Source organism: Neobacillus driksii (assembly GCF_013409995.1).
In the GTDB taxonomy this organism is placed as follows: Bacteria; Bacillota; Bacilli; order Bacillales; family Cytobacillaceae; genus Neobacillus; species Neobacillus driksii.
Genome location: NZ_JACCBX010000002.1, coordinates 396,778 through 422,146, shown reverse-complemented (window position 1 = coordinate 422,146; position 25,369 = coordinate 396,778). Strand labels below are relative to the sequence as shown.

At 36.8% G+C, this 25,369-nt stretch carries 28 protein-coding genes and 1 riboswitch; of the genes, 20 read left to right on the top strand and 8 right to left on the bottom strand.

Annotation, left to right across the window (positions count from 1 at the left end; translation table 11 throughout):
* Positions 1–3: 3 nt before the first annotated feature.
* From F4694_RS05315 to hppD, 4 genes are all read right to left on the bottom strand, one after another.
* Positions 4–1,161, bottom strand: coding sequence for a homogentisate 1,2-dioxygenase (locus tag F4694_RS05315; RefSeq protein WP_179595846.1), 1,158 nt, complete (start codon positions 1,159–1,161; stop codon positions 4–6).
* Between the two features lie 34 nt (positions 1,162–1,195).
* A complete protein-coding gene (fahA, locus tag F4694_RS05310) occupies positions 1,196–2,494 on the bottom strand; it encodes a fumarylacetoacetase (RefSeq protein WP_179595845.1) in 1,299 nt (432 codons plus the stop codon).
* On the bottom strand, positions 2,491–3,432 hold the full coding sequence (locus tag F4694_RS05305; protein ID WP_179595844.1) for a hypothetical protein: 942 nt from the start codon (positions 3,430–3,432) through the stop codon (positions 2,491–2,493). Before F4694_RS05305 ends, fahA begins: the two co-directional genes overlap by 4 nt.
* A 63-nt stretch (positions 3,433–3,495) precedes the next feature.
* A complete protein-coding gene (gene hppD / locus F4694_RS05300; protein WP_179595843.1) occupies positions 3,496–4,617 on the bottom strand; it encodes a 4-hydroxyphenylpyruvate dioxygenase in 1,122 nt (373 codons plus the stop codon).
* A gap of 249 nt (positions 4,618–4,866) precedes the next feature.
* Between hppD and F4694_RS05295 the strand changes: the two genes are divergently transcribed.
* The 8 genes from F4694_RS05295 (at position 4,867) to F4694_RS05260 (ending at position 11,509) form a co-directional block, all read left to right on the top strand.
* Positions 4,867–5,103: a DUF1450 domain-containing protein gene (locus F4694_RS05295; RefSeq protein ID WP_308806288.1), complete on the top strand. Its 237-nt coding sequence runs from the start codon at positions 4,867–4,869 to the stop codon at positions 5,101–5,103.
* 119 nt (positions 5,104–5,222) lie between these two features.
* Entirely contained in the window at positions 5,223–5,864 is a 642-nt protein-coding gene (locus F4694_RS05290; protein WP_179595841.1) for an Ntn hydrolase family protein, read from the top strand.
* A gap of 297 nt (positions 5,865–6,161) precedes the next feature.
* A complete protein-coding gene (locus F4694_RS05285) occupies positions 6,162–6,866 on the top strand; it encodes a GntR family transcriptional regulator (RefSeq protein WP_179595840.1) in 705 nt (234 codons plus the stop codon).
* A gap of 14 nt (positions 6,867–6,880) precedes the next feature.
* Positions 6,881–7,771 (top strand): hydroxymethylglutaryl-CoA lyase, encoded by an 891-nt coding sequence (locus tag F4694_RS05280; protein WP_179595839.1) that lies wholly within the window; start codon positions 6,881–6,883, stop codon positions 7,769–7,771.
* A gap of 103 nt (positions 7,772–7,874) precedes the next feature.
* Positions 7,875–9,035 (top strand): CaiB/BaiF CoA transferase family protein, encoded by a 1,161-nt coding sequence (locus F4694_RS05275; RefSeq protein ID WP_179595838.1) that lies wholly within the window; start codon positions 7,875–7,877, stop codon positions 9,033–9,035.
* Between the two features lie 89 nt (positions 9,036–9,124).
* Positions 9,125–10,459: a CitMHS family transporter gene (locus tag F4694_RS05270; RefSeq protein WP_179595837.1), complete on the top strand. Its 1,335-nt coding sequence runs from the start codon at positions 9,125–9,127 to the stop codon at positions 10,457–10,459.
* A 38-nt stretch (positions 10,460–10,497) separates the two neighbouring features.
* A complete protein-coding gene (locus F4694_RS05265) occupies positions 10,498–11,001 on the top strand; it encodes a gamma carbonic anhydrase family protein (RefSeq protein ID WP_179595836.1) in 504 nt (167 codons plus the stop codon).
* A gap of 205 nt (positions 11,002–11,206) precedes the next feature.
* Positions 11,207–11,509 (top strand): YerC/YecD family TrpR-related protein, encoded by a 303-nt coding sequence (locus F4694_RS05260; protein WP_179595835.1) that lies wholly within the window; start codon positions 11,207–11,209, stop codon positions 11,507–11,509.
* Between the two features lie 133 nt (positions 11,510–11,642).
* Here the strand turns inward: F4694_RS05260 and F4694_RS05255 are convergent, their stop codons facing one another.
* Positions 11,643–11,957, bottom strand: a complete 315-nt coding sequence (locus tag F4694_RS05255; protein WP_179595834.1) for a DMT family transporter — start codon at positions 11,955–11,957, stop codon at positions 11,643–11,645.
* Entirely contained in the window at positions 11,957–12,298 is a 342-nt protein-coding gene (locus F4694_RS05250) for a DMT family transporter (protein WP_179595833.1), read from the bottom strand. The genes F4694_RS05255 and F4694_RS05250 overlap by 1 nt, the downstream gene beginning before the upstream one ends.
* Positions 12,299–12,894: 596 nt before the next feature.
* Positions 12,895–12,992, bottom strand: a riboswitch (guanidine-I (ykkC/yxkD leader).
* Between the two features lie 123 nt (positions 12,993–13,115).
* Here F4694_RS05250 and F4694_RS05245 point away from each other — a divergent pair.
* From F4694_RS05245 to F4694_RS05215, 8 genes are all read left to right on the top strand, one after another.
* Positions 13,116–13,460, top strand: coding sequence for a hypothetical protein (locus F4694_RS05245; protein ID WP_179595832.1), 345 nt, complete (start codon positions 13,116–13,118; stop codon positions 13,458–13,460).
* 423 nt (positions 13,461–13,883) lie between these two features.
* Positions 13,884–14,093 (top strand): hypothetical protein, encoded by a 210-nt coding sequence (locus F4694_RS32030; protein WP_257029135.1) that lies wholly within the window; start codon positions 13,884–13,886, stop codon positions 14,091–14,093.
* Between the two features lie 301 nt (positions 14,094–14,394).
* Positions 14,395–14,595, top strand: coding sequence for a cold-shock protein (locus F4694_RS05240; RefSeq protein WP_027322891.1), 201 nt, complete (start codon positions 14,395–14,397; stop codon positions 14,593–14,595).
* A gap of 275 nt (positions 14,596–14,870) precedes the next feature.
* Positions 14,871–15,362 (top strand): hypothetical protein, encoded by a 492-nt coding sequence (locus tag F4694_RS05235; protein WP_179595831.1) that lies wholly within the window; start codon positions 14,871–14,873, stop codon positions 15,360–15,362.
* Positions 15,363–15,946: 584 nt separating this feature from the next.
* Positions 15,947–17,611 carry a hypothetical protein gene (locus tag F4694_RS05230; protein WP_179595830.1) on the top strand — a complete coding sequence of 555 codons (1,665 nt, stop codon included), beginning with the start codon at positions 15,947–15,949 and terminating at the stop codon, positions 17,609–17,611.
* Positions 17,612–17,919: 308 nt separating this feature from the next.
* Complete coding sequence (locus F4694_RS05225) at positions 17,920–18,078, top strand: hypothetical protein (protein WP_179595829.1); 159 nt, start codon at positions 17,920–17,922, stop codon at positions 18,076–18,078.
* Positions 18,079–18,424: 346 nt separating this feature from the next.
* Positions 18,425–18,667, top strand: a complete 243-nt coding sequence (locus tag F4694_RS05220; RefSeq protein ID WP_179595828.1) for a hypothetical protein — start codon at positions 18,425–18,427, stop codon at positions 18,665–18,667.
* Positions 18,668–18,760: 93 nt separating this feature from the next.
* Positions 18,761–19,204 (top strand): GNAT family N-acetyltransferase, encoded by a 444-nt coding sequence (locus tag F4694_RS05215; protein WP_179595827.1) that lies wholly within the window; start codon positions 18,761–18,763, stop codon positions 19,202–19,204.
* 288 nt (positions 19,205–19,492) lie between these two features.
* Here the strand turns inward: F4694_RS05215 and F4694_RS05210 are convergent, their stop codons facing one another.
* On the bottom strand, positions 19,493–19,696 hold the full coding sequence (locus tag F4694_RS05210) for a hypothetical protein (RefSeq protein ID WP_179595826.1): 204 nt from the start codon (positions 19,694–19,696) through the stop codon (positions 19,493–19,495).
* Between the two features lie 642 nt (positions 19,697–20,338).
* Here F4694_RS05210 and F4694_RS05205 point away from each other — a divergent pair.
* The 3 genes from F4694_RS05205 (at position 20,339) to F4694_RS05195 (ending at position 23,014) form a co-directional block, all read left to right on the top strand.
* Positions 20,339–21,100, top strand: a complete 762-nt coding sequence (locus F4694_RS05205; protein ID WP_179595825.1) for an SDR family oxidoreductase — start codon at positions 20,339–20,341, stop codon at positions 21,098–21,100.
* A 238-nt stretch (positions 21,101–21,338) separates the two neighbouring features.
* Positions 21,339–21,698, top strand: coding sequence for a P-II family nitrogen regulator (locus F4694_RS05200; RefSeq protein ID WP_179595824.1), 360 nt, complete (start codon positions 21,339–21,341; stop codon positions 21,696–21,698).
* A 5-nt stretch (positions 21,699–21,703) separates the two neighbouring features.
* Entirely contained in the window at positions 21,704–23,014 is a 1,311-nt protein-coding gene (locus F4694_RS05195) for an ammonium transporter (RefSeq protein ID WP_179595823.1), read from the top strand.
* Positions 23,015–23,130: 116 nt separating this feature from the next.
* On the opposite strand, the gene F4694_RS05190 is transcribed toward F4694_RS05195, so the two are convergent.
* Positions 23,131–23,253, bottom strand: coding sequence for a hypothetical protein (locus F4694_RS05190; RefSeq protein ID WP_179595822.1), 123 nt, complete (start codon positions 23,251–23,253; stop codon positions 23,131–23,133).
* Between the two features lie 237 nt (positions 23,254–23,490).
* Between F4694_RS05190 and F4694_RS05185 the strand changes: the two genes are divergently transcribed.
* Positions 23,491–25,317 (top strand): APC family permease, encoded by a 1,827-nt coding sequence (locus tag F4694_RS05185; protein ID WP_179595821.1) that lies wholly within the window; start codon positions 23,491–23,493, stop codon positions 25,315–25,317.
* Positions 25,318–25,369: the final 52 nt, after the last annotated feature.

The window sequence follows — 25,369 nt, the reverse complement described above, 5'->3', positions numbered from 1 at the left end:
AGACTATTTTGGCAGCCAGCTGCTCATATAGTCCTCAACTTCCAATTGGTGAGCATCCTTTACAATATAAAGTGGACGGAAAGTGTCAACCATGACCGCTAGTTCGCGTGTCTCTTTTTTTCCGATACTTTCTTCGATTTTGCCCGGATGCGGCCCATGTGGAAGTCCGCATGGATGAAGGGTAATGGAACCTTGCTCAACTCCGCGACGGCTCATAAAGTCACCATCCACATAATAAAGTACTTCATCGCTGTCCACATTGCTGTGTACATAAGGTGCAGGAATTGCCTCTGGATGGTAGTCATATAATCGCGGCACAAATGAACAAATGACAAAATTATACGCTTCAAAAGTTTGATGGACTGGCGGCGGCTGGTGAACACGTCCTGTTATTGGTTCAAAATCATGAATACTGAATGCATATGGATATAAGTATCCATCCCATCCAACTGCATCAAGCGGGTGGAAATCATACGTATAGGAAGTAATCATTCCTTGAGCACGGACCCGAATTTCAAATTCGCCTTTTTCATTTTTGGGCTCTAATCTTTCTGGTGTCCGGATATCGCGCTCACAGAACGGAGAATGCTCAAGGAGTTGACCAAATTCATTTCGATAGCGCTTAGGAGAAACGATGGATGAATTTGATTCGACAATTAAAAAGCGTGCTTCCTCTGAATCTAAAACAACACGATATGTAGTGCCAATCGGAATCACAAGGTAATCGCCGGGTCCAAAACCTAACTCCCCAAAAATACTTTCAATTTTACCTGTTCCTTCATGTACAAATAACAATTCATCGCCCTCACCGTTACGGTAAAAATAATCCATCTGGCGATTAGGGCGCGCCACGCCAAGCGCTAGATCAGCGTTTGCCATAAAAATTTTCCGGGCTGATAGAAAATCTCCGCCTGCTTCCGTATGCCAAGAACGAAAATGGCGATGTCTTAACGGTCCTCTTTCTTCAAATTCATAACGAACATCGCAGATTTTTTCTGCTTTTTTAATTTGGGTTGGCTGATTAATATGATAGATAAGAGATTGGATACTTGAGAAACCTTTCGTGCCCATTAATTGTTCATAATAGAGACTTCCGTCTTCCTGACGAAATTGTGTATGTCGTTTATGAGGAATACGGCCCATTTTTACATAATATGTCATTATCTAAACTCCTTTTGTTTTTAATTTTTTTATTTCAAATTTTTACGGCAGCTTGATTGCCTAATACATGGGTTTCTGAATGTGCAGGCAGGATCTGACCGGTTACTTCACCAAAACCAATTCGATATCCATCTCCTTGGCACCAGCCGCTAATCGTCAAGGTATCACCGTCTTCTATCCAGTTCCGCTCACCGCCGCCATTTAGTTTGACAGGTTGTGAACCACGCCAGGAAAGCTCAAGCATGCTGCCGCGTTCTTCTCGATTAGGACCGCTGATCGTTCCAGATGCCTGCATATCACCTGGGCGTACGTTGCAGCCTGTTATTGTATGATGGGTAACCTGTTGAGCAATGGACCAATACATATAGCTGAAGTTGGTTTTTGTAATCCTAGTTTCTTTCCCGGTGTTTTCAGGTGTTAAATAAACTTCTAGATTAATATTAAAAGACCCATCTTTTCCTTGCTGGAGGTAAGGGAATGGCTCTGGTTCCTGCTTGGGTCCAGCACTGCGAAAAGGTTCTAGCGCTTCTAATGTTACAACCCAAGGCGAGATGGAAGTGGCAAAATTTTTCGCAAGGAAGGGCCCGAGCGGCTGATACTCCCATGCTTGAATGTCACGAGCACTCCAATCATTCACAAGAACGAGCCCAAAAACATGATCTTCAGCCTGATGAACGGGAATAGGTTCACCAATAGTATTTCCAGGACCGATAAACCAACCTATTTCAAGTTCAAAATCAAGCTGTGTACATGGGCCAAATACCGGATATTCTGAATCCTTTGGTTTTCTTTGACCTAAAGGGCGCCGAACCGGGGTACCGCTTGGAACAATCGAACTAGCTCGTCCATGATAGCCAATTGGCAAGTGAGTCCAATTTGGCATTAGTGCGTTATCTTTACCTCTAAACATTGTTCCTACGTTGGTTGCATGTTCCTTTGAAGCATAGAAATCGGTATAATCACCAATCTCTGCCGGAAGTAGCATGGTTACATCTTTTATTAGGTGAAAAGCTTGATTACGAAGATCCTCATCATCACGTAAATCAGGGGTGTTTTCATCTAATAGATGTTGAAGTTTTACCCTTACGGCGGACCAGACTGAACGGCCAAGTGCCATAAATGGATTTAGGGAAGAAGAGTTAAAAATATTTTTTCCTTCCACACCAGTACCATTTAATAATCCAGCTCGTTCAATTAGGGATAAATCAAGAACATACTCCCCAATGGCTGTCCCAACACGTGGACTTTCCCCATTTACATGGAATATGCCATAAGGTAAATTTTGAATTGGGAAATGTGAATCGTGTTTTGTTTCGATAAAAGAATGTTTCATCTTACAGCCTCCTCGTGGAATAGTGCAAGCTCTCCTAGTTCTTTCCGTGGTTCATCAAAACTGCAGCTTCCGTATGAAAGTGAAAAAACATTACGTGCAGCGTTAATTTCTAAAGAGCTGACGGATAAATTTCTCCAGATGAGCTCATTTGTTGTAAAAGTAAAATTTCTAGGGTTATCTTCAAGTAATATTTCTTGGATCGTATCATGCGAGATAGAGAGGCTATGTGCCATTATCGATGCCGTAAAAACATTAACGAATCCATGCATAATGGTTCCTACTTCATTGCGGTATTGACGAATGGGATGGTGGAGTCCAGCAGTAAATTTTAGTGCAAGACCTCGTTTTTTGCATTCATGAATGACAAATGCCGCTTTTTCTGAGGATGGAAACAAATTGGCCGTAATTCCTCCCATACGAAATTTAATCCCAATCAATCGTGAAGTAACTTGGTTTTTCTTTTTGATTCTATTTAATGATGATTGCAGCTGTTCAATAGATCCTGCTATTTCACAATATATTCGATACCCCGGTATTAGAATATCGAGCTTATCGAAGATCTCAGAATCAAACTCTAGTGATGGTGGGACTTCAATTGCATCAATCATTCCAGCAGTTTGGTAGGTTTCCGAAAAAAGCTTAATCGCATTCAAATCTGTTTTTACCTCATCAGATTTTGAAAGAATGATGGACAGTCGAAGGGGATACTGTTCATTAAATAAATCTCTAAAAGGTTCTAGTTCCCCCAATCGAGAAGACGGAATAACAAACGGCCCAAGCATCCAGCTATCCTCTTGATGAATATAAGAATGATAGTTTAAGATCGCTTCTTTAAGAGGAAGAGCTGCAGGCGGGAATATGCCTGCATAATCAATCAATTCTGTCATAAAATGACTAACCGAATCCTCTTTCCAATATACCTTTACTTTTGTTAACAATTCATCACGCACCTCCTATGAAAGGGGTCATGCCAGGTAGGAAACTGGCATGACCCAAATCTATTAAATATTTCCTCGTAGTGCCTGCTCTCGTTCAATCGATTCAAAAAGTGCTTTAAAGTTTCCATCTCCAAAACCAAGTGCCCCTTTTCGTTGAATAATTTCGATAAAAAGTGTTGGCCGGTCAACTAATGGTTTCGTAAAGATTTGGAGTAGATACCCTTCATCATCTCGATCCACAAGAATATTAAGTTCCTGTAGTTTTTTTATATCCTCATCAATTTCCCCTACACGGTTGGCGAGGTCTTCATAATAGGTTTCAGGTGTAAACAGTAATTCAACTCCATTTTCCCTAAGTGCTGCCACAGTGCCAATGATATCATTGGTTAATAGAGCAAGATGCTGAACACCTGGTCCATTATAGTAATCTAGGTATTCTTGAATCTGAGATTTTCGTTTTCCTTCCGCAGGCTCATTGATTGGGAATTTAATTCGTCCAGTTCCATTCATCATCACTTTAGACATGAGCGCAGAATATTCAGTGGAAATATCTTCATCATCAAAATGCTTTAGAACGTTAAAACCGAATACTTTTTCATAATAATTTACCCATTCTTCCATAACCTCTACGTTACCAACAAGGTGGTCGACACCTATTAAACCTGTAGGCTTTGTACCATAAATGTCCTCGCGTGCTTCAAAACCTGGCATAAACACACCGTTATAATCGATTGGTTCAACCAATGTATGAATGGTATCTCCATAAGTACCAAGAATCGCTTTTTTTACTTTGCCATGTTCATCTTCTTCTACCCAAGGTTCCCGTATGGCAATGCCGCCGCGTTTAATTGCACCTGCATATGTTTTTTCTAAGTCCTTCACAAGAAGGGCGATATCTTTTACACCTTCACCGTGGGTTTTAATGAATGCTGAAATGTCAGTTTGATCTGATAAAGTACCAGTTAAAATTAATCGAATTGCGCCTTGCTCCAATACATAGGAAACACGATCACGGCAGCCTGTTTCCAAACCTCGATAAGCTACAAGCTTGAAACCAAAAGCTTTAGCGTAATAATAAGCAGATTGTTTTGCATTTCCTGTATAAATTTCTACGTAATGAACATTTTTTACAGGGAATACTTCTTCTTTTTTTACCTTTGGTGCTGCCAACATTTTTTCGACCATTTTCTACAACTCCCTCAATTGTTATGAACTAACAAACAGAATTTTCTAAATTCACTGCCTGTAATGTCACACATCATAATACATAAAAAAAACAGGTGCAAACCTAGGATTTAACGCGTTTTTTCTGTTAAGCATTAACATTTTAATGCGTTAAAGCTGTTGTGCGTTGAGGCGCGTTCTTGCGAATTTTTAAATATTCCAAATAAAATATGGGAAATGAAAAAGGGAGTGGTACATGTGTGCATTAAAGTGAAATTTTGTCCTTGTAATTTCGAAGATGAGCTCGAAGCAACAAAAGGTAAATTAAGGGAGCGTGAAGATTTAGAGGTTATTGAAGAAAGATGTCTGTTGTATTGCGGACAATGTTTAATGGAACCATTCGCTCTTGTAAATGGCAAAAATATTGTCACTGGCAAACCAGAAGAACTCTATGAAAAAATTAATCAATATGTTATTGAAATGAGGCAAGGAGTGGTAGTAAAATAAATGGTATTTTACTATCAATCTCATTATCCCTTCAGAATGTGTAAATTTATGGTAAAATAAATGTAAAGCCCTACTAAAATGAATGGTAGGGCATTCTTTTATTTTGAAGGAGTATCCTGATGACTGCATTGATTGGGAAAAAGTTTGAAGATAGTGTGTTAATTATGGCTGATACACGAATTACCTATAGGGGAAATGAAAAATTTAGTGATGATGAAAAAAAAATTATTGTATTAAACGACAAGGTAATATTTGCATATGCCGGAGTCAAAAATGTAATTGATTTGCCTCTAGAGGAACTTAAAACATTCGCAAGGAAAACGAATTCCCTTGAAAAAATAGAAGCCCATGCAAAAAAAATATTTTTTGCTTCTCTGAATGTATTCAAAAAAGTAAATCCAGAACACGACTATGCAACGGTTTATATTTTGGCTGGTTTTGCAGGTGATGGCTTCCCTCGCGTAACCTATTTTTCTTCTGATGACGACTTCGAAAAGGGAAATTTGCTTGATTTTTTTTATAAGACTTTCCCAAATTCGGAAATGGAGTTTTTAAAGAACTTTTTGATCAATGAAGTGGATATCACCAAGAAAAGTATTAAATACTACATTCGAAAATTTTCCTCGGCCATACGGCGGATTAACAACGTAAAAGTCGGTAAGAAAGCTTATGCGATCTTTTTATCTAAAAAAGGCTTACTAGAAATCGAAATAAATGAGCAGGGAAAATTTCATATAGTCCCAATAAATCTTACTGAATAAATGAAAATTATATAAAATTACTTGGTTCCTTAACTTTAATGCAGTAATGTGAAACTGCATTAATGCAAAGGTGCTTTGAAGCATAAGTTTGCAGTATATGAAAATCAGTTATAATATTTAGAAAAATCAGAAATGGTTTTTCTTTTTTTCTTGCTTTAACACTATTATCACAGTAGAATTAGGAGGAATGATAGGAAAAATAATGATTAAATGAATAGGAGTAATGTATCCGATGAAGAAGAACGTATTTTTTTGTATACATTATCTGAAAATTTAGACTATGTGGGTGGGATAAGGATGAAATCAAAAATCAATCAGTCTAAAACTCTTCAAAATCACGTTTATGAATATTTACATGACATGATTGTAAACGGATTCATACCTCCTGGACAACGAATTGTTGAAGAAAAAGTTGCTCAGGAAACAGGGGTCAGCAGAAGTCCAATTCGCGAAGCAATACGTCGGTTAAATAGTGATGGATTAGTATCGGTCAGTCCAAGAGGTGGAGTAAGAGTTTATCGACCAACGTTTTCAGATTTCAAATATCTTTATGAATGCCGATTAGGTCTAGAACCAACTGCTGCTTATTATGCCGCTTTACGTATGAATGAGGAGCAGCGTAAACATTTGAAGAATTTAGTGGAAGAAATGAACTTGGTGGTGGAAAAGAAAGATCTTGAAAAATTAAAGTATTTTAGTACACAATTTCACTTCTTTATTGTTGAAGCGAGTGAAAACCCTTACTTGATGAAAATGATGAACCAGTTAAATTCACTCATGTCCTTCTATCGAAATGCGGTATTAAATATACCAATGAGGTTAGAGGATGGTGCTAAGGAGCACCAAGCAGTATGTGAGGCCATTCAAACAAGAAATGGAAAAGCAGCAGAGGAGTTAATGAGGGCACATATTCAACGTGATTTTCAATTTTATATTTCTATGTATTCGGATGGGAAGAATGAAAATAGTAATTCAATAAAGAATTCTGTGGAAAATTTTTGAATGGAGGTTCCAACGTGTTATTTCCTGAAAAGATTCAAATACGAGATGTTTCATTAAGAGATGGTTTACAAAATGAACCGGTGTTTGTAGAAACCAATCAAAAGATTAATAAACTTATAGAGTTAATAGATGCAGGGTTCAGACGTATAGAAGTGACATCTTTTGTCCATCCCAAGTGGGTTCCCGCTATGCAAGATGCGGATATTATAGGACAAAATTTGCCTGAAGTTCATGGTGTTGAATATGAAGCGCTTGTTCCGAATCAACGGGGGTTAGATCGATTTCTAAAATCAAAAATACACAATGGTGTTTTTTTCCTTTCTGCAAGTGCAAAGCATAATCAGGCAAATTTGAATAAGAGTATCGATGAATCTCTAGTAGAAATTAAAGGTCTGGTTGAACAATCCAGAAGGGAGGAAAGAAAGGCAATTGGTGCAATTGCAACTGCTTTCGTATGTCCTTTTGGCGGGGTTGTCCCTTACTTTGAAGTAGAAAGAATTGCAGAGAAGCTTGTGAGTTTTGGCGTTGATGAATTGGGACTTGGAGATACAATCGGTAAAGCTGCACCGAGACAAGTATATGAATACTGCAGCCGTTTAGCGGAGAAGTTCCCTGATATCCCAATTGCACTTCACTTGCATGATACATATGGATACGGCTTAGCGAATGTAATGGCTGGTATCCAAGCAGGTGTTCATTTATTGGATGTAGCTCAAGCCGGACTAGGAGGATGTCCATATGCTCCGGGGGCTCCAGGGAATGTTCAAGCAAGTCGTGTCGTAGAATTTTTAGAACTGCAGGATATTAATACAGGACTGAATCTGGAACGACTAAAGCAATTAGACTGTTCATTCTCTCAATTGCTAAGAGATGCTGAGGCTTTAACAAAAAATGTACAGTGTTAGTATGCGGAAAGTATAAAAGTCTTTATTAAAAATTGCATACATTATCTGAATATTCTATATCTTTTAGGAAACTTAGACTGTTAAATGATGAGGAGGAAATCCCTTGAGAAAACCATTAGATGGAATAAAAGTTTTAGAATTAGGAAACTTTGTGGCAGCACCCTTTGCGGGAAAGATTTTTGGCGAATTTGGTGCCGAAGTGATAAAAGTAGAGGATCCAAAAAGTGGTGATTCAATAAGGAATTGGCGTGTCATGCATAAGGGAACCTCACTATGGTGGTATGTTCATGCAAGAAATAAAAAATCCATTACCCTTAACCTTCGTGAGGCAGAAGGTCAGGAGATGGTCCGGGAATTAGCAAAAGATGCAGATGTAGTGATTGAAAATTTTCGCCCTGGAACGTTAGAAAAGTGGGGGATTGGATATGAAGATTTAAAGACAATAAATCCAAGTATTATCATGACCCGCATTTCTGGTTATGGACAAACCGGTCCCTACCGAGACAAAGTAGGTTTCGGCAGTGTTGCTGAGTCAATGGGTGGTCTTAGGTATTTAACAGGGTTTCCTGATCGTCCACCCGTTCGTGTTGGATTGGCTATTGGGGATTCAATAGCGGGTCTATATGCAGTTAATGGAACGTTAATGGCATTAAGAGCAAGAGATATCGATCCATTGAAAAGGGGCCAATATGTGGATGTTGCTCTTACTGAAGCAGTTTTCTCTTTACTTGAGGGGGTACTGCCGGAATATGATCTAAAAGGTATTGTAAGAGAAAGAACAGGCGCGACGTTGGAAGGGATCGCTCCATCTAATACGTACCTTTGTGCAGATGGTAAATATATTGTCATTGCCGCAAATAGTGATGGCATTTTCAATCGATTTATGAATGCTATTGGCCGGACTGACTTGGCTGAGGATCCCAATCTCACTAATAATCAGGGTAGATCTAAACAAGCAGAACAATTGGATCAAGTCATTGAGGAGTGGACAAAGCTTCGTACACAAAAAGAAGTACAAAGAATTCTTGATGAAGCAGGCGTCCCAGTAGGACCTATATATAGTATTGAAGATATTGTTAATGATGAACAGTTTAAGGCGAGAGATATGCTTCAAAGTGTTACCTTGCCAGATGGTGAAGAGGTTCTGGTTCCCGGTATTGTCCCAAAATTATCGGAAACTCCCGGCAGTATAGAATGGATTGGTCCTGAGCTCGGACAACATAATGACGAAATCATAGGTAGGAATCTTTGTAAGCAAAAATAATCGGGTTTTAATGAGGAATATATGGCAGTGATAATTCCAGGCACCAATGATACCGCAACCTAAAACGACCATTGGGGAGGAAGAAGTATATGTTGTCTATTTTAGGGTTTTTGATGATTTTTACCTTCTTATTTTTGATTTTGACTAAGCGTGTATCTCCGTTTTTAGGTTTAACACTTGTACCGATTATTTATGGCCTAATTGGAGGATTTGGGTCGGAACTAGGGAATTTGATGATGGAAGGAATCCAGAATGTAGCACCTACTGCTATTCTATTGTTATTTGCCATTTTGTATTTTGGAATCATGTTGGATACTGGATTGTTTGATCCATTAACTTCAAAAATCATACAGTTAGCGAAAGGTGATCCATTAAAAATCATTGTCGGAACGGCAGTGTTAGCAGGAATTATAGGCTTTGATGGTGATGGATCTACAACCATGATGATTGTTGTAACCGCTTTACTTCCACTTTATAAGAAACTTGGTATCAGTCCCATAATATTAGCTTCTATTACAATCATGCAAATTGGGATTACTACACTCGTTCCATGGGGAGGTCCAGCCGGCAGGGTAGCAAGTGTTCTGAATCTCGAACCAAATCAATTATATCTTGAAATGTTACCAGGAATGATTGTAAGTTTACTATTCGTTATTGCCGTCGCTTATTTTATCGGGTTGAAAGAACGTGCAAGAATTAGAAAGACAAATAGTGAATCACTTTCTATGTCTGAAATAGGAATAATCGATGCGGCAATTGAAAGCGCTGTTATCGAAAACATCACACCTGATAGTCTAAATGTTAAACGCCCTAAACTAATTGGGTTTAACCTTTTTCTTTCAAGCTTAATTATGATTGCCATTGTTCTAGAATGGCTGCCTCCAGCTATCGTTTTTATCGCAGGTACGGCTCTTGCCTTACTCATTAATTATCCGGCTCTTCATCATCAACGTGAACGAATGACAGCACATGCTCCTAATGCATTAGCTGTAGTAGTCGTGGTACTTGCTGCAGGTATTTTTTCTGGAATTTTTAAAGGAACTCCTATTTCTGAATCTATGGCCCAATCGTTGGTAGCTATTATCCCAGATGGACTGGGTGCTTATATGGCATTATTTACTGCTATTGTGAGTGGTCCAGCTCTTTTCTTAATTGGTGCAGATGGTTTTTACTTTGGAATACTCCCAATACTTGCAGAAACTGCATCTAATTATGGAATCGATGCGTTAACAATTGGAACCGCTTCATTATATGGGACTCCATTTGGAATTATGGGGCCGCTCGTAGCGTCTGTTTATTTACTAATTCACATAACCGGGATTAATCTAGGTGATCTCCACAAGCACGCAGCCAAATGGTCTTTAGGAATTATGCTTATCTATATAATTGTAGGTGTGTTCACTGGAATCATCGCGTTATGGTGATGTGAAAACGTCGGAAAGGTTAAGGTGGATCAGGAAAAATGCTTTATAAATATAAAGGGAAATACCCAAATGTCCATTCCAGTACGTATATTGCACCAGGTGCTCAGATAATTGGCGACATTGAACTAAAAGAAGATACATCTGTTTGGTTTAATGCTGTTTTAAGAGGAGATAATGAAAAAATTACGATAGGCAAAGGCTCAAATATTCAGGATGGAGCCATAATCCATGTTGACCCGGGCTATCCTGTACATGTTCGTGAATATGTCACCATTGGGCATAATGTGGTTTTACACGGATGTACAGTAAAAGATGGGGCATTAATTGGGATGGGTGCAACCATTTTAAATGGTGCCGTTATTGGAACAGGTGCCCTAGTGGCTGCTGGTGCGCTTGTTCCGGAAGGTAAAATGATTGAACCTGGGGTTTTAGTGGCTGGAGTTCCTGCAAAGGTGATTCGAACATTAACTCAAGAACAGATTGAGCGTTCAAAAGAAGGTGCGTTACATTATGTCCAAAACGGTGCAAATTTTGAGATGTGAACATCGTCGATTTGGAAAATGCTGTTAAGTAAAAACTTGGGTTAAGGTGAAACCAGGAGATCTTCAACAATTGCTTTGTCTACATTTTTGCTGGAAGTGGGGAAAATGTCTTTTTTGGATGATTCCCCCTTCTATTAATTAAAAATTATAATTTCTTCTATTATATATAAAACGATTATTACCGATATTTAGTGGAGGCAGTTACATGTATATAAAAAAATTACCCCAAGAACCCATTGAACAGTTATTTAATGCAATCCTTTCGTTAAAGACAAAGGAAGAGTGTGCGGCATTTTTTGATGATTTATGTACAATGAATGAAATAAAGGCTTTTGTACAAAGGCTTGAAGTTGCAAGGTTACTAAAAGAAGGCAATACATATATGGATATTCAAATAGAAACGAATGCCTCATCCTCTACGATAACAAGAGTTAAGAAGCTATTAGATTATGGAAGTAAGGGGTATCAAACTGTATTAGAACGGGGAGAAAATTATGTTAAGTCATAAGAATCTAATGAGACTATCTTAGATATGAGACAGAGGTAACAAACCCTTATTAGGCTGCCATTTCCAAAAGTCTACTGGCGCTTGGCAGCCTATTTTATCAGGTTTAGTAGTTTTTATATTATTTTTACTACATTTAGCCAACAAGTTTTAGCCCAATCGTTGCACCTAATATTAATGCAATACACGCTATTCTTCTCCAATCTTTTGATTCGCCATAAATTATGATCCCTAAGAGCGCTCCACCAGCTGAACCAATTCCTGTCCATATTGCATATGCGGTCCCCATAGGTAGAGTTTTCATGGCGTAGGCAAGAAAAAGAAAACTGGCTCCAAATCCGAGAATTAATAGGAATAAGGATTGCCAATTACGACTGTTATTCAATTTATTTATGGTAACAACACCAAATGCTTCACATAATCCTGCTAAAATTAATGATAGCCACGCCATTAGGAATCAGCTCCTTCTTGTTTATCATCTTTTGTTAATAACTTTAATCCAAGCACACCAACTAGTAAAAGTGCTATCAACATGATTTTTTCCAGCTTGATAGGTTCTGAGAAAAATATAATTTCAGAAATGACCGTTCCTGCTGTCCCCAAACCTACAAAAACTGCGTATACTGTACCTACCGGAAGTTTTCGGCTAGCCATGATGATTAAGTAGAAACTCACCATAATCGAGATCACTGTACCAGACCAAGACCAAAAGCCATTTGCATGTTTTAGACCGATTACCCAAAACACTTCAAAAAATGCCCCAACAAACACCTTCATCCAATTTGCATTCATTATCTATTACCTCCATTAATTTATAAAAAAGCTTTGTTAAATTCTCATGTTGATTTACTGTGTTTGAAAAATAAACGGAAAAATTCCGGCTAAATTAGGAAATGCTCATATTTCCTTAAAAATAAGGGGAGTTTTTCCGTTTATATGATCCAAATCTTTGGATTTTGTTTTATTTAGAGCAGTTAACCAGAATAGCTCCGCTTAAATCTGCTTCTTAAGCTTCCTCTATATACATTAACCGGAAATTCTCCGACTATGAATTCTCATACCTACACCTAAATCAACAATGAATCATAACAGAGCCTATAAAAACAAGGTTCTGTTAAAGAAAGTTGTTGATTTTTCTTACGGAAATTCTGATGAAGGACTAAACTCAATGAGGAATCTTCTGATTAGTCTTTCATCATGCCTATGAAGGACAAATCTCACTGGGAACTCTCTTGATTAGTCTTTCATCATGCTTATGAAGGACAAATCTCACTGGAAATTCTCTTGATTAGTCTTTCATCAACCTTTTAACCGTTGTACTTATAATCAACATTTAAATTTAACAAAGCTAAAAACAAAAAAAGCCTGAGAGATCACTGTTAAACAGTATCTCCCAGGCTTTTATCCTTCCGTGACACAGCAATGCTGTGAGTTTTCTCTCGGTCCAGACCAACAGGGGTGTTGCGGAACCCTAGAAAACATTTACATATACAATTACAATAAATTATATAGAAATATAAATATTTTACAACTGTAAGATTTGGAAAAACGTGAACATAGGCAATCCATTTTACCATTTTACCTAGCTGAAATTTGTGGAGTTTACTACATGACGAATGAAAATGAGTCAAAACAAGAGATCAAAAACCCTCTGAAAGATAATAAATCTATCGATTTAAGTGGAATCATGAATATTGCTGGTTCATTACTTAAAAATCCAGAAGTATTGAATACCGTTTCAGATGTAATGAAACTTACTAATAACGGTCATGAAACCACGAAAAAACCAGAGGAACTTCAGGATAACACTATACCAGTGTTGCAAAAACAAATAGCAGAAATGAATCAACAAATTATTGACTTACAAAATCAAATCATTAAAAATAATGAGGAACTAAAAGAATTGATATTAAAAATGCAAAGCTCCCTTGAAAAGCGAAAATGGTGGTTCTAATTTGAAGGAATCTTCGAAATGGAAAAATATAATGTAATAGTGCAGCGATGAGGTTTTTTATACGGGTGAAAGAATGAGAATGAGGTACAAGCTGCCTATGCCTGGGCAGCTTAATCAAAAAGGCATATTGTAAATTATTTAGCAGGATAATTAATAATATTAACCAAATCTTCAATAAGGTAAGTGGAAGATCCAAAAGTTTCCTACAGCAAATGGTCCTAGAACAAGAGATAAATGGTTCCACATTCTTTTTCTTGAAATGCCTTTTTCTACCCGAAAATTATAAATGAACAAGATACCTTCCATCTGTATTAATTTAGTAGCAGCCCATGTTATAATGAGTAACTTAGGATAATTACTACTTTTTTTATAATTTAACGGATGCCAAGAAAAGCCTCCGAAAAGTGATGGAGGTGTAAGAGAATGAATAAACGATGGACCATTGGTAAAATAAAAGAGTTTGTTGAGAATAATTCTGAAAGTAAGTTGCTCACGACGGAATATCACGGTTTTTCTCAACATTTACTATTTAAATGTGAATGTGGTAGCAACTTTGAAAAAACATTTACGAAATTTAAAAATAATAACCAACGGAAATGTGACGTGTGCCAACCGCCAAAAGTGTCTCGATAACGCATAGCGATTGACGAAGTGCCTATTTCAATCAGAGAAATTGGCACTATTTTTATTTTATACCAGACGAAATTTTATTTCTTAAATCGAATAAGAACAACAAAGGAACCCTGAAAATTCATGATGGCAAAAATGGTTGTCAATATGTCTACTTGCAAATGCTCTTAAAAGGTGTTAAGCTTTAGAAGAATTATTTTTGTTCGGTGTAAAGGATAGTATAAGGATTAACTTTTCGTCTTGATGATCACTGAGTGCAAGGATAGTAATACATTGTGTGTAAAGCACAGCTGGAGGAAACAAAATGGAACAAGGTAAAGTAAAATGGTTTAACGCAGAAAAAGGTTTCGGATTTATCGAGCGTGAAGGCGGAGAAGACGTATTCGTTCATTTCTCAGCGATCCAAGGCGAAGGTTTCAAATCTTTAGACGAAGGTCAAGCAGTTACTTTTGACGTTGAGCAAGGTCAACGTGGAGCTCAAGCAGCTAACGTGCGTAAAGCTTAATAAAAGAACAAATGAAAGCAGGCTCTTTTAGAGTCTGTTTTTTTTATTTTTTAAAAAAGGAGCCCTACTCACGAATAAGTAGGGCACATGTGAAAACAAGTAAATCAAATGGTAAACTGAGTGTATCACATAATCATGAATTCGCCTAATTCCCTTTAACGAAAGAACAGTGGAAAACCAGATAATTGTAGAAGTATACTTATTTCAAAGAGATAAGAAATATAATCGATTCGGTTCTAATCAATAATAAATCAATTAATTCAGGAGAAAAAACTTTGAAAAATCTATCGATTACACAGAAAAAATGGTGGTTGACTGCTCATATATTATTTTCTGCCATCTGGTTTGGGGTTACTGTAACCTTTTTAATCCTTTCCATTAGTGTTTTAACGACTAATGATAGTCAGGTAATAAAAGCCTATTATACAAGTATGCTCCAAATGGAACAAACTGCCGGTAGAGCTTCACTTATTGGAACGGTTATTACAGGTCTTATTCTTTCTATCTTTACAAAATGGGGATTATTTAAGTTTTATTGGATCATTACCAAAGAAATTCTGACCTTCATTTGTTTGGTTTTAGGATTTTTCTTTATTTATTATTGGACTCTAAATGGAATTCATCTTTCAGAAGAATCGATAGGTGATCATTTCATGGCAAACCATTATCAACTTATGATTTGGATTATCATACAAGTAATTCTATTGGCAATAATTTTTATTGTATCGGTATTCAAACCATGGGGGAAAAGAATTAAAAGACAATAAATATGCGGGAAATATTAAAAACTGGCTACCGAAAACGGTAGCCAGTTTTTTCTTTAAGGAGCGGTGTCGTATAGTTGAACAATTGTTATAATCCTTTTTTCACTGACTTGTACCTATAACTGTCTACAGTACTTATGGCTTAGGGTTATAGACATAATCATTTTCATTAAACATGCTCATTTAGTTTCCTTTTATAGTAATGAGTAAGTCTTTTTTCTTATTTCTAAGAAACTGATTATATATTTTGAAAACCCTTTTGAATATGATTTCTATTGTTAGAATACCTAGCACTGAAAAGTTGTGATGGATAATGGTAATAAAAACTTGTTTCAAAATGCAAATAGATTAGTAGTTGTCACCATTTTTTATCCTATAATCAGAAAACGCTTTCAAGAGGCGGGGGGTTAGTAGATTTAAGTGTCTTGACTAGACCCTTAAGAATTGTTTTTTATCATTTTGAAGCCCTTTTGATTATTTTTAGGGAGGTGATGATAGTAGGGAAAGCGAAGATGATTGATTTTATTTAGCAAGCCGCTACATTACATCTAGATTTACTGTAAAAATTTTATTGGGGAGGTAATAGTTTGAAATTTAAAAGGGCACTAATCCGGCTAGTCGTTATATCTTTTTTTACAACAACGTTATTATTTGGAGGAAATGCATTAGTAAGTGCAGCAGAAATTGATTCTATACCAAATACAACAAGAAATTTTAAAGACTACGACAATAGTTATCTTTCAGTAACTGGTTATGCATCATTAGGGGTAAATGACCGAACCCATTACATTGATACTACTTATTATCGCCAGGTTAAAACGGAAAGAGAGTTTTTACAGGCTATTTTGGATGCCGGAAATGGCAGTGTGAAGGTAATTGAAGTGGCGAAAGATCTTAACCTAGGGTGGAAAGCATTAAATCTAAGTTCAGAAGAAACTAAAAAATATCGGTTTATAAGAAACTATAGGAATCCTATGAATGGATTTACAAATCCGAATTTAGCTTCATCCGGTGTTTCACAATTAGATATCAATAATGTCGATGGGTTAACTATTTTTTCAAAAAAAGGGAAAACGATTAGGAGTGCCGAATTTAAATTACAAAATTCTACGAATGATATTGTCATAAGAAATCTAAATTTTGATGGAATGTGGCAATGGGATGACACTGGAAAACATAAGGAAGTAGGCTGGACATTTATTAAAATAAATGGTGCAAATAATGTTTGGATAGACCATTGTAAATTCTCTATTGCAGCGGATGGATTAATTGATACAGAGAATGGTGGCTCCAATATTACCATTTCCTGGTCTGAATTCGGATTACCTGCAAATGAAAATCCGCCAGAAGAAAGTGATATTTATCAGTCAATCCAGTATATGGAAGGGAAATATGCTTCAAAGGAACTGAATTCTGATAGTATATACTTTAACATGCGCAATGGCGGTGCGACCAAAGAACAGATAATGGCATATGCAGCCTATCACAGCAAGGTGCATTTAAGTGGTTCAGGAGATAAAGACTATGTGAATTATGTGAGTAGTAGCGGAACTGAGGTAAAGGATGGCAATCAAAGAATCCGTTTAACCCTTGCTTATAACCGTTATACCAATATTGGGCAAAGAATACCAATGATCCGTCAAGGTACTGGTCATATGTACAACTGTTACCTTGATAACTCAACTCATTATGATGTATTGGATAATGTGAGTGCTATCGCTGAATACGGCACTGATACTCTGTCACGAGCACTTAATGCGAGAAATGGTGCTTCTATTGCAGCAGATACCTGTGTATTCCATGACATTAACGAGCCAATTACAGGTTCTGAGATTCAGGGATTAGATACTACAAACATGGATGAACAATGGGCTGAGCTATTTCAAAGCGCTTATAACAGAAATTTAATTGTTAACTCCCACATAACAAATAAATATGGAACCTATACTGGAAGTAGTTGGGATAATAATGGCGAAAATCTATTTAATAAAGGATTTACATGGTATGACAAATCAACGATAGGAAATTGGGCATGGTCTTCACATATTGTAGGAAGTGAAAATATGAGTAAAACGAATCCACCTACAAATCCATTTACCTTCCAATATAATTATGATGAGGAGATACCTTATACTTATAATGTACTCCCTTTAAATAGTGTTATGGCAACACTTACAAACTATGCAGGGGCAAACAAAGTGAATATGAGTCCAATAGGTTGGTTAAAGACAGATTATACTCCTAAGAAATGATTGAACAATGACTAGAGATGTTTTCTGCTCAGTAATCGGGCGCTCTTCTTAAGTAAGACGAGGTCTTTTTGATAACCCTTTACATATTAAGGGGATTAGACTTTTTTGGTAAAAAAAAGATTTTGAAGAGTATCACTTAAACGAACGGTGCAAGAGTATAAGACGGGGATCGCTGCGACGGTCTTTTTTACTAGTTTTACTAACATGAAGATTAGTTGAGAAGAATTAACAATTTATCCTTTCTTCAAAGGTAACCTTCACCTAATATATGGTAAAATAAAGGGAAAAACAGACTGGGGAAAAATGAAATGAATGAAGTAATTCCTGCATTTTTTACTCTTTTACCATTATTAATACTAGCATTTGTATTAAGGTGGGTGCGCCAAATCAAAATAAATAGTGATATTCAAGTTGAACAAAATAAACAAATTATCTCTATTTTGCAAAAAAGTGAAAACAAGAATTAATTGTTCTTAAGCCAACCGGGTGCGATGCTTTAACTACGCTTCGCCCTTTTCATTTTGACTAACGGAGCAAGGTTGTAGTCTCATGTTTGGACTGATTGCTTGGATACTTCCTGTTAATCTCCTTCGAGATAAAAAGGAGGAGAAAAAGAAATGGGTCAGACTTTCCTTTATAAACGTCAGTACTTGTGCAATTTGGTATGTTTTCAGATTTTCTACATCTATTATTTGAAAGGGATCGCGACGGCGGTCCTTTTCTTGTTGACTGCTGACGTTGGTGAAAGAAGGAATTCAGTAAAAAAATGGAGAATATTCATTAAGTGGTACACCTAGTAGAAAGGAGAAAACAATGAAGGGATTAGGGTTAGTTTTAATTTTATCAGGGACTATTTTGATGGCTTTAAGTGGGTTAGAAAAGGTACTTATTTTTTCTTCATTTAATGGTAGTGTTAATGAGATGCAGGCTATTGTTGATTTAACTCCATCGTATATTTGGAGCATTACTAAATATACATTTTGGTTTGGAGTAACTTCTTTCATTATGGGATTACTTTTATTTTTTTTAGTCAAAACCACCAAACCTTTTTCTTAATTAATACGATCTTATGCAGAAAATTGATTGATATAAAAATAGATTGATATATGTTTAATGGGTAGTGTTAATATACAAATAAGGAGTACAAGAATGAAATATAATATAGAAATTTTAATGGAGAACAACGAAGAATTCTCTGCATTTTTAAAAACAATGATAAAGGAATTTAATATTAAGCACTCATTCCACCACAAAGAAGCAAGGAACAAAGGTTCAGTGCAACCCATAAATATTATTGTCTCAGATAATAATAAAAAATGGATAGGCGGTATAACTGCAGATGTTTACTGGGACTGGGTCGAAATCAATAATTTTTGGTTTCGTGAAGAATTTAGGGGCAAAGGTTTAGGTGGGGATTTGCTTGATAAAACGGAAAGGTTAGCAAAAGAGAAAGGTGCAAAGAAGGCACTTTTGACTACTTTTGATTTTCAAGCACGTTCTTTCTATGAAATAAAAGGATATAAAGTTGTCGGTGAAATAAAAGATTATCCTCCTGGTAGTAGTTATTTTACAATGGTTAAAGAATTATTATAGAACAGGTGAAGCCTTCGGCGTTTCAAACCAATTGGACGGCGAGAAAGTTGAGGAACTGATATCCTTCATAAATGAATAATGAATCGAAGGCGTCCACTATGGACGTTTTTTTTACTTGGATAAATTTAACAATACAAATGGTTCATGGTCTTGAGGGGGATAAAAAAATTAGTATGATGACTAGAAGGTGCTCTTTTCTCACCTTAGCTGTCTAAATTTTGCATAAGTACAAACTTCAAAACCCTGGCGTGCATAAGCTATTAAGACTCATATAAAGGCAGGTGAATTCTATGCATGGTCAATCTTGGGGGCAATGGCATCAGCAGCATCCTCACGGTACTTGGCAACAGTGGCAGAATCAGCAGCACCATCATCATCAACAATTTCCGCAAGGCTCATGGCAGCAATGGCACCAGCAACATCCTCATGGTTCTTGGCAGCAGTGGCAGCACCAGCACCAGCACCATCCACAGCACCATCCACATCATCCATTCATTCCTTGGCACCAATGGCATCACCAACATCCTCATGGTACCTGGCAGCAATGGCATCAAATGTATCAAGGGAGATAATGGAATTATGGCATAGGGGGTGAAGATTCACCACCTAAAATAGTGAGGAATTTTATCATAAAATTTCGGGGGCGGTGCTTCAATAACGAAGCATCGCTTTTTCTTTTTGAAATAACGGGTGAGGTTTATTAATTCAAAACTTTCTTTACAAAGCATATTCAATTCAATAAAAAAACGAAATATTCAGGATTGAATATGTCGAAAAAATATATTTTCTCAAAGCCTTATATTAATGTGTCTGTTTTTCTTGTTCGTACACATATAACTCATATGCTCATTTTTTTCATTATTAAAAAGGTAATGCAGCTGAAATATACTTGATAAATTCACGAACTGTTGGTGACGCATGTTTTCTTTTTTTGATATAAATCCTAAACTCCAGGGCTCTATGGGTAAAGATAAACCAAAAGCTTGGTAATTGACAAATTTATCAAATTTTAAAAAAGGAAAGTGTTCTGTGCCTGAGCAGAATGCTTTCCTTTTTGGTTTAGGGTGAATATCTTTAAACGGGTTACAATAATTTCGAGGAAATACATAACGTTCAGACGAAAGAGGGATATTGTTGAAACTATCAGGCAATACAATACTTATTACGGGCGGGGCAGCAGGAATCGGGTTTGCGTTTGCCGAGAGATTCATAAAAGCAGGCAATAAAGTGATTATCTGCGGAAGACGTGAAGCGAAGCTTCAGGAAGCAAAGGAAAAATATCCTGAGCTGATTACACGCGTTTGTGATGTCACCAAGGAATCTGACCGGGTTGCATTGTTCGACTGGGCAACCAGCGAGCACCCTGATGTGAATGTGCTTGTAAACAACGCAGGCATACAGCAGCGCTACCATGTTCTTAAAACGAACGCAAAGGAGGATTGGCGCTATTACAGTCAAGAAATAGCATCCAACATCGAGGCGCCATTTCATTTAGCGATGCTATTCGCGACGTACTTCGCTAATAAAGATTATGGTGCTATCCTTAATGTATCATCCGGTTTAGCCTTTACCCCGATGGCGATTGCACCGATCTATTCAGCTTCGAAAGCAGCGGTTCATTCTTTTACCATGAGCTTACGACATCAGCTTGAAGATACGGCCATTGAGGTAATCGAAGTTGCGCCGCCGGCAGTTAATACTGATTTAGGTGGAGCCGGCTTGCATACCTTTGGCACTCCTGTAGATGAATTTGCCGATGCGATATTTAAAGGTCTTGAAGCCGGAAAAACTGAAATTGGTTACGCGCGTGCTGAAAACGCGATGAGGATGTCTCGAGATGAAATTGATGAGACAGTAAAGATGATGTACGCCAAAATGAAAAACACAATTCTATAACGACTAAAGGAGCTACTCATGGGGTAGCTCTTTATTGCAAATTTATAATTAAAAAAAGAAGGACAATAAAAAGACATCCATGGATGTCTTTTTAATTTTCATAGTCATATTTAGATTTTAATCATAATTGCACTATTTATAATTTTCGCAATAGGTTATTGCATGTTTTTCATACATGTAATATTATTAACCATATCGATGTTAGAAAACATAACATGAGCAAAGAGGCGGAGATAAAATGAAAAAAATAGAGGCCATTATTAGACCAGAAAAGCTGACTGAGACGATTAAGGGTTTAAAGAATATAGGAATTACAGGCTTTACCGTATCGCAGGTGGTCGGTAGAGGGAAACAGAAGGATACTCAAGGAGTTTATCGTGGTAAGAATTATAACGTGACTCTTCATCCAAAAGTTAAATTGGAGATTGTCCTTTCAGACTACATGGTTGAGCCTACAATTCATACTATTATAGTCTCCTCTCAAACTGGGGAAGAAGGGGACGGGAAAATATATGTCTATCCTATTCTAGAAGCCTATAACATTCGAACAGGTACCACAGACTTTGATATAGATGATCTAGCAAATAAGGAGGACTAACCAACATGGAATTAATGTATCTAAATACCGTTTGGATTGTATTAGCTGCAGCAATGGTCTTATTTATGGAAGGCGGATTTAGTTTGCTAGAAGCGGGTCTTGTCCGAACTAAAAATGCTGTCAATGTAACAATGAAAATTTTTGTGGATTTAACGATTGGAGCTTTAGCTTTTTGGTTAATTGGCTTTGCTATTATGTTTGGAAAAGACGCCTTTGGATTTATCGGTACTAATTTATTTGGGAGTCCAGAAAAGATTGCTCTTTCTGTTGAATTGCCAAGTGCAGCTTTTGTGTTATTTCAAATGGGTTTTGCAGTGGCATGTATCTCAATTGTTTCTGGTGCAGTTGCAGAGCGGATGAATTTTAAAGCCTATATTGTAACAGCAGCTCTGATTTGTACAATCATTTATCCCCTTTCAGGTCACTGGATTTGGAACAGCGATGGTTGGTTAGCGAAATTAGGAATAAAGGATTTTGCTGGTTCGGCTGCTATTCATGCGGTTGGCGGTTTTGCGGCTTTTGCTATGGCGAAAGTTTTAGGAGCAAGAAAAGGAAGATTTAATTCAGATGGAAGTGCGAATGTATTTGCGCCTAGTAATATTCCTCTAGCTTCAGCTGGTGCGTTTATTTTATGGTTCGGTTGGTTTGCTTTTAATTCAGGAAGCACATTAGATGCTTCCAATACTGCCCTCGCTTCAATTGCAATTAATACGATGCTGGCTGCAGCAAGTGGAGGTACTTCGGCACTTCTTATAACAATGAAGAAATTCGGAAAAGCAGATCCTAGTATGACGATTAATGGAGTATTATCTGGTCTTGTAGCTGTAACAGCTGGATGTGCCTTTGTTTCACAATGGAGTGCGATAATAATTGGCGCCATCAGCGGAGTCATTGTGATTTATGCAACACTTTTAGTCGACCATTTAAAAGTTGATGATCCAGTAGGAGCCGTAGCCGTTCATGGCTTCAATGGTGTTTTTGGAACGATAGCGGTTGGATTGTTTGATATGTCTCAAGGTTTTTTAACAACGGGTGATTTTTCACTTTTAAAAATACAATTATTAGGTGCTGCCGTTGTAGTTGTTTGGGGGTTTCTCGGTGGTACATTTATGGCCAAGGTATGTGAAAAGACTGTTGGATTACGAGCTAGCGAACGTGAGGAAGAAGAAGGTTTGGATATGTCGTACCACGGTATTCCAGCTTATAATGAATTAGAACGATTTACTGATTTGCCTACAAGTTTATATAACTTTGAAGAAACGACAGGCATTTCGGTTGCTCCTACAAGAAAAGAGCAAACAAGGGAAGTAATCTAAGTATAATAGAAAAAAGCTACCCCATGGGATAGCTTTTTTCAATAGGCTGGAAGTTGAACACACAGGAAGGTTTAAGTGTACAACAATGGTTTGTAGTTTTTTTATGGAATTACTATTCAATCATTAGTTATGGTTTCTATATTTTGTTCAGGGGTTTGCCACCCGTATTGCTGATTAATTTCTTTAACTAACTCGTCTAAAAATTCATCTGTTAAAAAGGGTACATTTTCTTTTACCATTAAAAAAATTCTCCTTCCTATATAGAAATAATTGTTTTGTTTCTAAAATATCCGTAATTACTGGGTTTTAATCTTTTAGCACAAAAATCATTTACGTTTGCTGAATTCAAGAGTAATGTGTCTACAATTCTATTAACTTTGACTTGTAGGCAATTTTTTATTATAAAAATGAGAAAAAGTTGTTTGATGGGGTAATATATAACATAAACTTATTTAAGAATTGGCGGTGATTAATGAATGTTTTCATCAATAAAAAGGTTTTTAATTGGAAGACCGTTGAAATCACATGAATTAGGGGAACAAAAAATTAATAAAACGAAAGCATTAGCTATACTTTCATCGGATGCATTATCTTCGGTGGCTTATGGTCCTGAACAAATCCTAATCGTGTTGGTTGCAATAGGAACAGCAGCCTTTTGGTATTCGATTCCTATTGCAGTGGGTGTTTTAATTCTTTTAACTGCTCTCATACTGTCCTATCGGCAGATTATTTTTGCCTATCCTCATGGAGGAGGAGCATATGTTGTTTCGAAAAATAATTTAGGAGTAAATCCTGGCTTAATTGCTGGTGGATCTCTATTGGTAGACTACATACTTACTGTGGCTGTTAGTGTATCTGCAGGAACGGATGCGATTACATCTGCTTTTCCAAACCTACATGACTATAATGTAGAAATTGCAATAGTATTTGTCATATTTATAACATTGTTGAATTTAAGAGGTGTAACAGAGTCAGCTTCCATTTTAGCCTACCCAGTGTACTTATTTGTTTTAGCCTTGTTTATTTTAATCGGTGTCGGTCTTTTTAACATTGTAACAGGCGGAGTTTCACCTGAATTACATACTCCTATTGGGACACCGATAGCAGGGATTAGTTTATTTATTCTTTTAAGGGCATTTGCTTCGGGTAGTTCGGCCTTAACAGGAGTTGAAGCGATTTCTAATGCAATTCCTAACTTCAAAGATCCTGCACCTAACAATGCTGCTAAAACCTTAATTATGATGGGAATTTTACTAGCTATTCTGTTTTCAGGAATTGTCACTTTAGCCTATTTTTACGGAACTGCTCCAAGAACAGAGGTAACGGTTGTTTCACAAATTGCAGAGGAAATCTTTGGACGAAATTTTATGTATTACTTCATCCAAGGGACCACAGCGTTAATATTAATCCTAGCCGCCAACACTGGATATTCTGCATTCCCATTATTGGCGGTTAATCTGGCAAAAGATAAGTTTATTCCAAGGATGTTCCTGATTAGAGGAGATCGATTAGGCTATTCAAATGGAATTATCATTCTTGGTGTAGCATCAATACTACTAATCCTCGCTTTTCACGCAGAAACTGAACATCTTATACCTCTTTACGCAGTAGGTGTGTTTATCCCTTTCACATTGTCTCAAACAGGTATGATGCTTAAATGGCTTCGTGAAAAACCAGAGGGATGGGTCCCGAAATTTATTATTAATACGACGGGTGCATTGATTAGTTTTATCGTCACAATCATGTTCTTTTTAACTAAATTTAATCAAGTTTGGTCAATCTTAGTTTTTGTACCGATTATTATTTTTGTTTTCCACCGAATAAAAAAACATTATGATGCAGTTGGAGATCAATTGAGAATTACTACATGTGAACCTGCTTTGAAGATTGAGGGGAATGTGATCATAGTGCCCGTAGCAGGTATAACTCATGTAGTTGAAAATTCAATAAACTACGCCAAATCACTAAATCCAGATCAAATTATTGCGGTTTATGTAGCTTTTGAAAGAGATGATGAGCATAAGTTTGAAGAAAAATGGACGAAGTGGCAACCTAATATAAGATTGGTAACACTTCACTCGCATTACAGAAGCATCATTACTCCATTAACTAAGTTTGTAGATACGGTTGAACATAAAGCTAGTGAGTCCAATTACCAAGTTACAGTAGTCATCCCACAATTTATAACGAAGAAGGCTTGGCACAATATTCTCCATAATCAATCAAGTTTATTGATTCGTTCGTTTTTGCTTTATCGTAGAAACGTGATTATTACTACTGTGCCTTACCATTTGAAAAAATAAAAACAGTAGCCTGCTTTTTAAATCTTAAGGATAGATAAAGCAGGCTATTTTT

Excerpts from the sequence above, each read along its gene's own strand:
- F4694_RS05315 (WP_179595846.1), bottom strand. The coding sequence starts at position 1,161 with ATGACATATTATGTAAAAATGGGCCGTATTCCTCATAAACGACATACA.
- fahA (WP_179595845.1), bottom strand. The coding sequence starts at position 2,494 with ATGAAACATTCTTTTATCGAAACAAAACACGATTCACATTTCCCAATT.
- hppD (WP_179595843.1), bottom strand. The coding sequence starts at position 4,617 with ATGGTCGAAAAAATGTTGGCAGCACCAAAGGTAAAAAAAGAAGAAGTA.
- F4694_RS05290 (WP_179595841.1), top strand. The coding sequence starts at position 5,223 with ATGACTGCATTGATTGGGAAAAAGTTTGAAGATAGTGTGTTAATTATG.
- F4694_RS05285 (WP_179595840.1), top strand. The coding sequence starts at position 6,162 with ATGAAATCAAAAATCAATCAGTCTAAAACTCTTCAAAATCACGTTTAT.
- F4694_RS05270 (WP_179595837.1), top strand. The coding sequence starts at position 9,125 with ATGTTGTCTATTTTAGGGTTTTTGATGATTTTTACCTTCTTATTTTTG.
- F4694_RS05265 (WP_179595836.1), top strand. The coding sequence starts at position 10,498 with ATGCTTTATAAATATAAAGGGAAATACCCAAATGTCCATTCCAGTACG.
- F4694_RS05260 (WP_179595835.1), top strand. The coding sequence starts at position 11,207 with ATGTATATAAAAAAATTACCCCAAGAACCCATTGAACAGTTATTTAAT.
- F4694_RS05255 (WP_179595834.1), bottom strand. The coding sequence starts at position 11,957 with ATGGCGTGGCTATCATTAATTTTAGCAGGATTATGTGAAGCATTTGGT.
- F4694_RS05250 (WP_179595833.1), bottom strand. The coding sequence starts at position 12,298 with ATGAATGCAAATTGGATGAAGGTGTTTGTTGGGGCATTTTTTGAAGTG.
- F4694_RS05245 (WP_179595832.1), top strand. The coding sequence starts at position 13,116 with ATGACGAATGAAAATGAGTCAAAACAAGAGATCAAAAACCCTCTGAAA.
- F4694_RS32030 (WP_257029135.1), top strand. The coding sequence starts at position 13,884 with ATGAATAAACGATGGACCATTGGTAAAATAAAAGAGTTTGTTGAGAAT.
- F4694_RS05240 (WP_027322891.1), top strand. The coding sequence starts at position 14,395 with ATGGAACAAGGTAAAGTAAAATGGTTTAACGCAGAAAAAGGTTTCGGA.
- F4694_RS05225 (WP_179595829.1), top strand. The coding sequence starts at position 17,920 with ATGAATGAAGTAATTCCTGCATTTTTTACTCTTTTACCATTATTAATA.
- F4694_RS05220 (WP_179595828.1), top strand. The coding sequence starts at position 18,425 with ATGAAGGGATTAGGGTTAGTTTTAATTTTATCAGGGACTATTTTGATG.
- F4694_RS05215 (WP_179595827.1), top strand. The coding sequence starts at position 18,761 with ATGAAATATAATATAGAAATTTTAATGGAGAACAACGAAGAATTCTCT.
- F4694_RS05210 (WP_179595826.1), bottom strand. The coding sequence starts at position 19,696 with ATGGATGATGTGGATGGTGCTGTGGATGGTGCTGGTGCTGGTGCTGCC.
- F4694_RS05200 (WP_179595824.1), top strand. The coding sequence starts at position 21,339 with ATGAAAAAAATAGAGGCCATTATTAGACCAGAAAAGCTGACTGAGACG.
- F4694_RS05195 (WP_179595823.1), top strand. The coding sequence starts at position 21,704 with ATGGAATTAATGTATCTAAATACCGTTTGGATTGTATTAGCTGCAGCA.
- F4694_RS05190 (WP_179595822.1), bottom strand. The coding sequence starts at position 23,253 with ATGGTAAAAGAAAATGTACCCTTTTTAACAGATGAATTTTTAGACGAG.
- F4694_RS05185 (WP_179595821.1), top strand. The coding sequence starts at position 23,491 with ATGTTTTCATCAATAAAAAGGTTTTTAATTGGAAGACCGTTGAAATCA.